Source organism: Synergistota bacterium (assembly GCA_021159885.1).
In the GTDB taxonomy this organism is placed as follows: domain Bacteria; phylum Synergistota; class GBS-1; order GBS-1; family GBS-1; genus AUK310.
In genome coordinates this window covers 1-11,314 of the sequence record JAGHDO010000062.1, presented here as the reverse complement: position 1 = coordinate 11,314, position 11,314 = coordinate 1, and the positions used below count along the sequence as shown (strand labels likewise).

Genomic DNA, 11,314 nt, shown 5'->3' with positions numbered 1-11,314 from the left:
TTTTAAGGCAGTTCTTACGTTCCTTATTAGAGCGCTACCTATCCCCATACAAAGGGTCGTTGGAAGTACTACAGAGAGCAAGATAACCAGTAAAGCTTCCCTTCTTAATGTCCTCCTTTTAAGCATCTTTAATCACCTTGCCCTTTCTGTTTTATACCAAAATGTTCTTTCTCCCTTTAGAATTGAAATCAGGGATTGCCATATGGCGTTTAAGACTACAAGAACCCACATTTGGGTATAAGTGAAATACATCAAAACTGCCAAAAGAAGATTACTTCTTCTATTTTCTCCTGGTTCCGGGGTTAGGGTTATGCCAAGCTCCACCACGAAAAGCACAACTGCCATTAGCCATAGGAGATCAAAGGGGCCTTTTAAGACAAGCTTTCCCAAGCCCGTTACTCCAAGAAGGAAGATAAAAAGGGAGGCTGAAACGCTCAAAAGAAAGAGAAAGTATACAACAAGGAGGTAGAATAGATCTATCAAAAGCCTCAGATTTCCTGAAAAAAGAAGGGGGAAGAAAAATTTTAAAAGCACATATATGTTTCCTTTTGCCCATCTTGTCCTTTGCTTGAACCACACTTTTAGCCTTTCCGGTTCTTCTTCCCATGTAATAGCGTAAGGAACCATCTTTATAAGTAGCTTGTTTAAGTATACCCTTATAGACAGCTCGGTATCCTCTGCAAGGGCTTTAGTATCCCAACCACCGAGCTTTAGAAGGAGATCCTTCCATATTACGAAATTGGTTCCGGGAATTGTTGTAAGCTTATATAAGAACCACCTCCCCGCCTGTGTCGTCCACTGATAGAAGATGGTTTCAAGGTTTATGAATCGCGTTAGAATATTTCTGTCTCTATTGCGGGTTCGAAACTTTCCTATGACTGCTCCGAGCTTTCCTTTTCCTCTAACTAAGTTCCTAACGAGATACAAAAGAGCGCTTCTTTCTGGCGTGTTATCAGCATCATAAACCGCTATTACTTCTCCCTTGGCCAACTCCAGACCGTAATTTAAAACTGCAGATTTCCCCCTTTTCCCTCTATCTGGGGGGACATCCACTACCTTAACATGTTTTCCTATCTTCTCAGCGGTTGCTCTGGCAATCATGCCAGTATCGTCCGTTGAGTTATCGTTTAAGCATAGTATTTCAAGCTTTTCCTCAGGGTAGTCCAAGCTTCCCACCGCAAGAAGCGTTTGCTCTATTACGGGTTCTTCATTATGAGCGGGGATAAGCACCGTTACGGTTGGGAGGGGGCCTATCGGAGAGTTATCAAGTTCTTCCTTTTCTTTTTCTGCTTTAAGCGAGTATCTGTATCCCGCATATGATAGAAGCACATGATAGAGCAAAAGCGACCATATTATTATCATGCAGGCTATATATATGTAATCAAGAGGTCCTATCATTTTTCAAAGAGCCTCCTTTTTCTCCTTGACGATAATCTCAGGTATATAGACAGAAGAACGAGTGCTGATAATACAGCAAGAAAAGCTGGCGTCTTTCCAAAGTAAAACGTTCCCTTCTCTTTTATCTTCCACAGGTGAGGAACTCTTTTTACTTTAAAGCTTGTGGGAGATCCATACTGAGCCACATTAATAAATCTAAAACCGTGATCTCGGAAGAAAGGTATCAGCTCCCTTAGGGGTTTATCTCCGTCAAGATAGGGATGATAAAAAAAGCAAACCATTGGATCTCTTACTATATGCTCAAGCTCTATTGCTCTTTCTTCTATGCTTTTTATGGAAGCTGTCTTTCTGCCTGCTTCTATATAACCAAGTTGCTCTGGAAGAAGAGTTAATCCTGTATAGGTTTTATAAACTATATACGGAATGGTTTGAGTTGTTCTATAGGTTCTGTTGTTTATCATTAGCTCTCCAAGTATGGTTGAGAAATATATATGCATTTCTCTTTGAAGACTTAAGGGCAGATTATAGTGAGGAGATTCAAAGAAAAGCGGAGTTAAACCAGCTTTTTTAAATAGCCACAGTCCATATCGCATTCTCCTGTTGAAATATTCTTTTTCGTTTGGAAGAGGCTTGTCTTTGAGCATGTCCCAGAATTCCGACCCTTCTCCAGAAACCTCCCTATACTGATGAGAGGTTCCGTGCATTATTATGCTTCCTCCCATTTTCTCCGCCTTTTTAAGGATTAGCACAAGCTTTTCGTTCTGCAGGAGTGTTATCGCCTCTCCTTCCTTATAGTTGATGAAAACCGGATATACTGCTATTGTGAAGGGAACCCCTTGACTATATAGGTAGTTTATACAGTCGTTAAGCTTTTTTAACTCTGCCTCACCATACGAGGGGTTAACATCTTCAAGTCGTAGAAAAACGCTCTTTCTTCTTTTGTGATAAACACCCAGTATATCGTGTAGTGCATCCGCAAATATCCATGAATGAACATCGAAAAACGGAAAGCCTTGAACTATCCATAGATTTCCTCTATGCGATATAAGAGGAATGCTTTTCCCTTCCCCCCCACTTTCAAGATCAGAGATAGAATTCATTGCGGGAGAAAGCTTTAGCGGATAGATGCCATAATCCCCTCTGTATCTCCATCCTTTATAGCTCGCGTATGTGAAAATCCTATACTTGTCCGATCTCTCGAGCCATGGAGGCGTCCCTATGAGGCAGGTTATCTTTCCAAGATCATTTTCCCTTGATTTTATGGATTTAAGTATAGGTAGTGGAGGTAGAACGGAGTTATAGTCGGAGAGGACAAAAAGGGCATCAACCTTTCTTATTTGCTTGGGGTTAGCCTTTAAGATGTATACCATCTCAGAGTTATATTCCATGAAAAAGTGACCGAGAAGGTTCATTAAAGCAACTCCATAATCTTTGGTTAAATCATCGTATAGAACAAGGGCATTTCTCTTTTCCCCTTCCGCTTTAGCTGGAGTGAATATGCAGGCGAGCATTAGAGAAATCAAAATGAGATATATTATAGCTCTTACCCTCACTGGAATATCTTCCTCTTTTCGCGCTTTGAATACTTCCTATACATCCATATAAGTAATATTGATATCCCTATTGCCAGAGCAAGTAATGTATAGGATAGTTTCAGCCCAAGTCGCTCTATAAGAGTAAGGTCTTTTTCTTCTCCAGCGGCAGAGGCCGCGGAGCTCAGCGCCCATGCAGTTTTTATAGACAGCAGAATATTTAAGGCATTATTTAAGGTCATATTCGAATTCCTTTCTCGCGGTCCACATTAAAGCCATATAGTCCTCTCCATCGTCGGGATAAGAGGCTATTCCGCTCTTTAAGGTAAGCTTTATCCTCTTAAAATCCCCTTCCCGGGGAACAATATCCACATAAGAGAGCTTTTGTTTAATCCTGCTTCTTAGGCTTTCTGCTCCCTCTCTTGGGGTATGTGGAAGAAGATAACCATACTCTCCTTCTGAAACATAGGCAAGAAAATCCTCATACCTTTTGCTGTTTTTTAATATCTCAGCTACCTTCTTTAAAACCATGTTTTTCACGGTTTCACCATATACGTCAGTTAGCTCTTGCAGGTAAGCTATCTTTATCAATAAAATGCTGAATTTTCCCCCATATCTCTTTACCCTTGAAATTTCCTCGGTGACTCGGAAAGCGAACCTCTTTGCGGTTTCTAATCCTACAGTTTCGTCAAGAGCGACCAGCTCATCAATGTTACTGACTATATTAGCATACCTTTGATACACCTTGTTATATTCCCTGTGAAGAAGCCCCCCAAGATAAGCAAACCACGGAATAGCTATTAACCAGAAAAACTGGTTAGCTCCTATTTCTATTTCCTGATTGGTCTTAAAGTAAATGAAGATTATTACAGAACCGTATAAAAAGATAGTTATAAGCGCCAGGATAAGGGCGGTATTTAAGCCAAGTATTACTCCAAGGAAAAGGATAAGCATGCTGACTGTGGACATTATAAACTGCTCAAGCGTAAAAGCGTTGTTTATAAAAAGCCATGTCTGCATTACCGCGTATCCTATAAGAAGAAGGGTTAGAAATATGTATATTCTTTCCCTTAAAAAATCCGTCGCCTTAGCCAACATATTATCACCTCGCCTTATTTTTTCGGGCTTCCTGAGATGGTCTCTATCGCTATAAGTGCCAGTAGGTTATCGAATGCCCAAGCCTCAGTTCCACCATCTTCACTTGGATATCCCAGCAAACCACTATCGAGCCTGAACTTTTTCAGCTTTTCAAGGCAAGCTTCTGCTTCCATGTAAAAGCCACTTTCATAAAAGAGTAAACTGGCAAGGGAGTATACCGCTACATTTTCATTTCCATTTTCATCGAATATTCCATCTTCCACATCAAGCTTAAACGCGAAGTATCTTACATGGTCTATAGGAACGCTACCCGCGCTTGCTAGATGAAGTAGATGGAGAAACTCATTTATGAGATTTCTATCTCTATCGTTGTAGCTTTCACTTTCAATATCATACCCCCAATATACATCGGTTCCCTTAAGCAGAGCTCCCATAAGCACTATGCCACTCGTTTTCACTACTACCTTAAGCCAGTCAGAGTTGTATTCCTTAAGCAGAAGCATCGCTTGAATGTCGGGATAGGATAAAGTTATCGACTTGGCTCCCTGATCAATGGATATTCCTCCGAATATCCCTGCGGGTTCCCAGGAAATCCCGTCTAATAGAATATCTTTCTTGATAACATATTTTAAGAGGGCATTTCCTATCTCCTTAGCGGTATTTAGGTATTCGTTATCTCCCCACTTTCTATAGGCAAGGATGAGAGCTTTACATACTCTGAGATCATCTATGCTCGCATTTGATTTAAATCTATCAAAATCTTCTGATATCTTCCAGTAAAGCAGGCCTAAAGGGGAGATAAAATACTTCTTGAGGAGGGAGAATTGATAATCAAAAGCGCTCTTATCTTCGTCTAATAGATGCCACATTAACTCAAGTCCTATGGTTTCCGATAGGAAGCTCTTATCTTTGGTTGATTTATAAAGCAGACCTTCGGGGGATCTCAGCTGTTTCTCAACCCCTTCCTTAATCCCTACTGCCAGATCACTGATAGACAGGGTTGTGGGGGATCCACTACCACAGGAGGAGGAAAAAATCAAAAAACTTATTAGAAGAAACAGCAAAAATTTCTTTCCACCCTTCCCCTTAACTAACATCTCTTTTTTCTATACTTCCCTTCTAAGCAAAAAATTCAGACCTTTTGAGTATGTTATCATAGCTTATATAATAAGTCAAGTAGATGAGTAGAGCTTTATAGCTCTACTAAGCTTAAGAAGGGAGGGAAGGAAAAGATGCTTCAGGCCCTTAGGCAGAGAATAAATCAAGTAGATGAGGAAATAAAGCGTCTTCTTGAGGAGAGAATTAGATTAGCAAAGAACATAGGAGAATACAAAAGAAAACACGGTCTTCCAATTTGGGATCCAGCAAGAGAGATTGAAGTTTTATCCTCATGTGGGAAGTTCAGATCTATATTCAAGGAGATTATAGGGCTCTGTAGAGCCGTTCAGGAGCCGATGAGGGTTTCTTTCCTTGGACCTGATGGTAGTTTCTCTCACCAGGCAGCTATAAAGGCGTTTTCTCGCTATGCTGAGTTTATACCACGTAGAAATTTTAGGGAGCTTTTTGATGTGGTTGAAAGTGGAGCCAGCGACTTTTCCGTTCTTCCTATAGACAATAGCCTTGCGGGACCGGTGGGAGAAGTTCTCGATCTTTTGCTTGAAAGAGAGGTCTATATCGTTGGAGAGAAATATGAAAAAATAGATCTCTGTCTTCTTTCTAATAAGGATCCTGAGGATATAAGGGAGCTTTATTCTCATCCTCATGCTCTTGAGCAGTGTAGAGAATATATAGCAAGCAGATTTCCCAAAGCAAAGTTAATCAAAGTAGAGAGCACATCAAAAGCGGGCCAGCTTGCAAAGGAAAAGAATGAAGGAGCTATAGGATCTGAGCTTCTTTCTGAAATTTACGGAATAAGGATAGTTGAAAAATCTATACAAGATAGAAAGAATAACTATACAAGGTTTATAGTGATTTCAGGAAGAGCGGTAAGCGGGGACAAGAGTAGCCTTATCTTTAGCGTCAAGAATGTACCAGGAGCGCTTTACAGGGCTCTGGAGCCTTTCGCAGTGAGAGAGATAGATTTATCGAGTATACACTCGAGACCCGTAAAGATTAAACCTTGGGAGTACATTTTCTTCATGGATTTTAAAGGATCGGTGGAATCTCCAGATGTTAGAGAAGCTATGGAGGAGCTCGAAAGAATGTCCATTTTTGTTAAGTTTCTTGGATCTTATCCATCTGGGAAGGCTTTTTAAAAAGTATCTGTCTGGAACTCAATATCGCAAAGGCAGATAGTAGGTAAAGATATCTTATATCTGTGATCTCTCTTAATGCCATAAAGAGTAAAAGCCCAGATAGTCCTCTTTCCCAAAGCTTAAGCCTATTCCAGAGCCATCCTTCCAGGATTATCCCAAGCGCTATAACGCATCCAAGTGCCCATACAAAGGTAAGGAGTATCTCAATGGCGCTTCCCTTCAACGTCAGGGCAGGATGATATACGAAAAGATATGGAACTATGAAGCCTGCCAGGCCAAGCCTCCATGCTTCAAAACCCGTTCTCATGGCATTGGTTCCCGCTATACTGCTTGCAGCATATACGCTTAAGGCAACCGGAGGAGTTATGAAAGAAAGAACCGCGAAGTATAGAACAAAGAGGTGAGCCTGAAGAGTTGGAATATTCAGCTTTAAAAGTGCCGGAACTGCAAGTATAGCGGTGAGTATATAGGCAGCGGTGGTTGGAACTCCCATGCCAAGTATTATGCAGGCTATCATCGTCAAAAACAGGGTTAGGAAAAGCTTTCCTCCAGCAAGTCCTATGATTATGCTTGAGAATAAAACTCCCAGTCCGGTCAAGGATACTATTCCTATTACTATTCCTGCGGTAGCCGATGCTACGGTTACGGGTATCATCGTCATAGCACCTTCGACTAATCCCTCAAGCATTTTCTTTAAGGGGAGCTTTCTATACCTTATAAGCGAGTTTAGAACTCCGACTCCAAGGGTGGTCATGACCGTATAGAAGCCTGCCTTGGACGGCGAGTATCTTAAAACCATGAGATAGTGGATCAGAACTATAACAGGAAAGATGAAGTGCCATCCTTCCATAAAAGTTTTGAAAAGAGAGGGGAGATCCTTTGAGGATACGGGCTTAAGCCCTTTTTTTAAAGCCTCTATGTAAACCATGAGTCCTATAGAGAAAAAATAAAGAAATGCTGGCAAAAACGCAGCTATGGCTATTTTCCAGTAGGGTATATCGGTCATATCTGCCATGACGAAGGCTGCGACTCCCATTACGGGAGGCATGAACTGACCACCTGTTGATGCAACAGCTTCCACGGCTCCCGCAAAAGTAGAATCGTATCCAATCCTTTTCATAAGAGGTATCGTAAATGCTCCCGTGGTTACTACATTGCTTACCGCGGAGCCAGAGACCATGCCCATGAGACCGCTTGAAACCACAGCAGTTAATGCAGGTCCTCCTCTAATTTTCCCAGTGAGAGAATAGGCAAGCTTTATGAAGAACTCTCCTGCTCCAAATTTATCTAAGAAAACCCCGAAAATTATGAAAACTATTACGAAGGTTGCGCATGCTCCGAGGGGAATCCCAAAAACTCCTTCTGTAGTCCAGAAGAGAAAGTTAGATAGCTCATCCAGGGTGAATCCTTTGTGGTTTAGATCTCCTGGAAGGTAAGGTCCTAAGAAAGCATAGCTTAAGAATAAGAGTGCTACTATAACGAGAGGTAATCCAACCGCTCTCCTTGTAGCTTCGAGAAGAAGGAAAATAGAAATCCAGGCTATTACATCCTCTACTGGTGTGGTTCCCCAAACACCTCTCTGGATGAGTTCCTCGGGTTGAACCCCAGTGAAGAAATATATGCCAAAAGCTATAAGGAGAAAAAATGGAATGAAATCGTATATGGGAATACTCGATTCCTTTCTTTTTCTTCCCTTTATGTCGTAGATTATAAAGGTTAGCGAAGTTAATGAAAAGAAAAGTATGGATCTTTGTTCAAGAGGAGATAGAGAACCAAAATAAGAGGTATAGAGATAGAAGCAGGAAATCGAAAAGGCTATAAGCGGGGAGAGCCCTTTCCGAAGGACCCTCCCCATTAGCTCATAAGCTTTAAGCCTCACTTATATTCCGGTGGATAGAGTTTTTGGGGAATCTTAAAGCCTTTCTCCTTGTAAAACTTGATGGCGCCGGGATGGAACGGAATAGCAACACCTTTAACGGCGTTTTCAAGGGTAACATATTTTCTAACAGCTGCGTGAGCATCCTTCCACTCATCCCTGTGCTCAAATATCACCTTAAGAAGCTTATAGATTTCATCGTCGCTAAGTCCAGATTTCGTTGTGGTTAGCATTATAACCTTAATCTTCGGCGTAACCACATCGTAATCTACTCCTTTGTAGGTGCCCTTAGGGATGACTCCCCTTTCAAAGAAAGGAAACTTCTCATAAACACCAGGATCGTCCACGGGAATCATCTTAACATGGTATGTGTTGGTTAGGTCCAAAAATGCTGCAGATCTCAGGGGATGTGTAGCTATCATAGCGTCTATAGTTCCGCTCTTTAAGGCTGCAACTGCTTCCTTCTCGGGGAGGAAGAAAGGCTTGATATCCTTATATGTTATTCCATAGTATGAGAGAAGCATTCTCGCGTCTATCTCTCCTCCGCTTCCGGGAGCCCCAACGCTGACCTTTTTCCCTTTAAGATCCCTTATGCTTTTTATAGAGCTATTTGCGGGAGCGAAGATCTGAAGCCATCCAGATAGCGTTCCGAAGAGAGATCTTAAGTTGTTCATTTTTCTCCCCTTGAATGGAGGCATTCCATGATAGGCAAACCAAGCTATGTCTTGTTGAGATATTCCCCACTCTACCTCTCCCTTGTAAAGCATTCTGAGATTCGCTACAGATCCAGCAGTTGCCTGAGCGGAAGCCTTAAACTCAGGCAAATACTTGTTAATGGTCTTTGCCATTAATACTCCCATTGGATAGAGCGCTCCGGTAGTTCCTGCAGTAGCTATTCTAAGATGCTTTACACCGTAGGCTAAGCTTCCTATACTTAATGCGATTCCTAAAGCTATTATAACGCCGAGTAAGATTGCTCTTCTCACCTTTCCTCACACCTCCTTTACCTTCTCTATTTTAGCTCCAAGGGAGCTCATTACCTCATAGAAGTTTGGAAACGATATGCGCGTGTATTCTGCATGATCTATAATAGTTACTCCCTTAGCCACTAATCCTGCTATGGCAGTAGCCATAACTATCCTGTGATCATGATGTCCATTTATCTTCGTTCCCTTAAGCTCTGATTCCTCTATAATCAGCTCTTCTCCTCTATCCTCGATTCTCGCTCCCATCTTCTTAAGCTCCTGGGTTATGGTAGCGACCCTATCGGTTTCCTTTAAGCGGGAGGCAGATATATTTTTAAGAACGGTTCTCCCCTTAGCCTGTGTTCCCAGAACCGCTAAGATCGGAGGAGCATCCGGGATATCTCCGCAGTCTATTTCTATTCCATGTAGCGTTTTTCCTCCTCTTACCCTTATCCCTCCCTTACCATCGTCTATAACTTCGATGTCTGCACCCATTCTTTTTAAGATTTCCACGATTACCTTATCGCCCTGGTAATCGTTTATATCCAGTCCGTAAAGGGTTATATCGGAATCGGTTATCGCTGCTCCTACTAAGGGAAAGCATGCAGACTCCCAATCAGCGGGTATCGCTTCATCGAAAGATTTGTACTCTTGATTTCCTTTAAGATAGAATCTTTCGAATCCTTCCCGTTCATACTTTATGCCTCTTCTGTCAAGCCATCCAAGTGTCATCTCTATATAGGGTCTTTCCTTGAGATCTTCTACTTCTATCTCAGTATCTCCTTTAGCCAGTGGAGCGTTTATAAGAAGGGATGTAAGCCATTGAGAGTTCACGCCGGGAAGGCTCGTCTTTCCTCCCTTTATAGGTCCCCTTATCACGACTGGTACACATCCGTTTCCTCTCGTGGAAAAGGCTTCTGCTCCGAGATCCCTCAGTGCTTTAAGAAGCGGTTCGGCTAATCTCCTTCTTATCTGGAAATCCCCTGTTATTACCGTATAGCCATCTATTAAGCCTGCCGTTCCTATTGCTATATACGTCGTTGTTCCAGAATTTCCCGTGTAAAGCACATTTTCTGGGACCTTAAGGTCTCCTCCTACTCCTTTTATCACCCATTTCTCATCTGAGAGCTCGATAACTTCGGCTCCAAATCCCTTATATACCTCAACGGTTGATAGACAGTCCGCGGAAGGCAAGGGATTCCTTATTGTTGATGCCCCATCAGCGAGAGTCGCAAAAACTACGGCTCTCGTTGTATTAGACTTTGAGCCGGGTATCCTCGCCTCTCCTTTCAGCGAGGAAGGTTCTACGATAAATTTCACTCATCACCACCTGCCCCTTGAGGTATTTATCTTAAATTATACTACATCTTGATATCTTTTTAAATATATCAATAGCTATGAAAATAGCTTTTCTCTTACTGAAAGGGCTTTTCTCAAAGCCCGTTCAATTTCAATCTCATCCTTAAGAATGACTTCCATTGCATTTTTATAAACTTCTGTTAGCGTCTTTTTTATTTCCTCTCTGTTATTCAGAATTATGTCTTTCCACATAATAGGATCGCTTAAAGCAGGCCTGGTCAAATCTCGAAAGTTTCCCGCAACGAGCTTTTCAGCAAGCGGAAATCTGCTAAGAAGACTAACAAGGGATATAGAGATAAGGTATGGAACGTGGCTTATAAGTGAAACCGTGGTATCGTGTTCCTCCGGATCCATAATATACGGTATAGATCCTATAGCTTTAACGATTGAAATTAGCTCTTCGGTTCTTTCTCTATCAAAGGGAGAAACCGGAGTCAGTATATATGGCGCTCCATCATACAAGCTTTCAACAGCGTTTTCCACGCCTCTCTTTTCTGAGCCAGTCATAGGATGTCCTCCTATGAAAGCGAGATCTTCTCTCAGCAATGGCGTTATTCCATAAACAATGCTCTTTTTGGTGCTCCCTAAGTCGCTTATCAGTGTTTCTTCTTTGAAAAAGGACAAAGCTTTTTTAAAGAGTGGAACGATACTTCCTACAGGAGTTGCGAAAAAAACATAATCGGCTTCCCTAACTCCATCTTCAATTGATAAGGTCCACTCATCCACAGCTCCTTTCTCAATGGCTACTTCACCGGTTTTTTTTCTCCTTACAACTCCTATAACATGGAAGCCGAGCTTCCTTTTTAAAGCCATTCCAAGCGATCCACCCAT

10 protein-coding genes are annotated in these 11,314 nt (G+C 41.8%); 1 reads left to right on the top strand and 9 read right to left on the bottom strand.

Features of this window, described 5'->3' with window-relative positions:
- Nucleotides 1-132: 132 nt before the first annotated feature.
- The 5 genes from J7M13_06020 to J7M13_06000 are packed head-to-tail and all read right to left on the bottom strand — an operon-like array spanning nt 133 to nt 5,125.
- The gene (locus tag J7M13_06020; GenBank protein ID MCD6363535.1) at nt 133-1,398 is read right to left on the bottom strand and encodes a glycosyltransferase family 2 protein; all 1,266 of its coding nucleotides are present in this window, start codon (nt 1,396-1,398) and stop codon (nt 133-135) included.
- Nucleotides 1,395-2,951, bottom strand: a complete 1,557-nt coding sequence (locus J7M13_06015) for a DUF2334 domain-containing protein (protein MCD6363534.1) — start codon at nt 2,949-2,951, stop codon at nt 1,395-1,397. The genes J7M13_06020 and J7M13_06015 overlap by 4 nt, the downstream gene beginning before the upstream one ends.
- The gene (locus J7M13_06010; GenBank protein ID MCD6363533.1) at nt 2,948-3,172 is read right to left on the bottom strand and encodes a hypothetical protein; all 225 of its coding nucleotides are present in this window, start codon (nt 3,170-3,172) and stop codon (nt 2,948-2,950) included. The genes J7M13_06015 and J7M13_06010 overlap by 4 nt, the downstream gene beginning before the upstream one ends.
- Nucleotides 3,159-4,025: a diguanylate cyclase gene (locus J7M13_06005; protein ID MCD6363532.1), complete on the bottom strand. Its 867-nt coding sequence runs from the start codon at nt 4,023-4,025 to the stop codon at nt 3,159-3,161. The genes J7M13_06010 and J7M13_06005 overlap by 14 nt, the downstream gene beginning before the upstream one ends.
- Nucleotides 4,026-4,042: 17 nt before the next feature.
- Nucleotides 4,043-5,125 carry a hypothetical protein gene (locus J7M13_06000; protein MCD6363531.1) on the bottom strand — a complete coding sequence of 361 codons (1,083 nt, stop codon included), beginning with the start codon at nt 5,123-5,125 and terminating at the stop codon, nt 4,043-4,045.
- A gap of 135 nt (nt 5,126-5,260) precedes the next feature.
- Between J7M13_06000 and pheA the strand changes: the two genes are divergently transcribed.
- Nucleotides 5,261-6,283 carry a prephenate dehydratase gene (gene pheA, locus J7M13_05995; protein MCD6363530.1) on the top strand — a complete coding sequence of 341 codons (1,023 nt, stop codon included), beginning with the start codon at nt 5,261-5,263 and terminating at the stop codon, nt 6,281-6,283.
- Here pheA and J7M13_05990 read toward each other — a convergent pair.
- The 4 genes from J7M13_05990 to J7M13_05975 all read right to left on the bottom strand — a co-directional run.
- Nucleotides 6,243-8,138, bottom strand: a complete 1,896-nt coding sequence (locus J7M13_05990; GenBank protein MCD6363529.1) for a TRAP transporter permease — start codon at nt 8,136-8,138, stop codon at nt 6,243-6,245. The two genes, pheA and J7M13_05990, sit on opposite strands and share 41 nt — an antisense overlap.
- A gap of 20 nt (nt 8,139-8,158) precedes the next feature.
- Nucleotides 8,159-9,145 carry a TAXI family TRAP transporter solute-binding subunit gene (locus J7M13_05985; protein ID MCD6363528.1) on the bottom strand — a complete coding sequence of 329 codons (987 nt, stop codon included), beginning with the start codon at nt 9,143-9,145 and terminating at the stop codon, nt 8,159-8,161.
- Nucleotides 9,146-9,151: 6 nt separating this feature from the next.
- Entirely contained in the window at nt 9,152-10,444 is a 1,293-nt protein-coding gene (gene aroA / locus J7M13_05980) for a 3-phosphoshikimate 1-carboxyvinyltransferase (GenBank protein MCD6363527.1), read from the bottom strand.
- 75 nt (nt 10,445-10,519) lie between these two features.
- On the bottom strand, nt 10,520-11,314 hold a 795-nt coding region (locus J7M13_05975), incomplete at its 5' end, for a prephenate dehydrogenase (protein MCD6363526.1).

What these genes read in the sequence shown, in the direction of transcription:
- J7M13_06020 (MCD6363535.1), bottom strand. Translation starts at nt 1,398, where the DNA reads ATGATAGGACCTCTTGATTACATATATATAGCCTGCATGATAATAATA.
- J7M13_06010 (MCD6363533.1), bottom strand. Translation starts at nt 3,172, where the DNA reads ATGACCTTAAATAATGCCTTAAATATTCTGCTGTCTATAAAAACTGCA.
- J7M13_05990 (MCD6363529.1), bottom strand. Translation starts at nt 8,138, where the DNA reads ATGGGGAGGGTCCTTCGGAAAGGGCTCTCCCCGCTTATAGCCTTTTCG.
- J7M13_06000 (MCD6363531.1), bottom strand. Translation starts at nt 5,125, where the DNA reads ATGTTAGTTAAGGGGAAGGGTGGAAAGAAATTTTTGCTGTTTCTTCTA.
- pheA (MCD6363530.1), top strand. Translation starts at nt 5,261, where the DNA reads ATGCTTCAGGCCCTTAGGCAGAGAATAAATCAAGTAGATGAGGAAATA.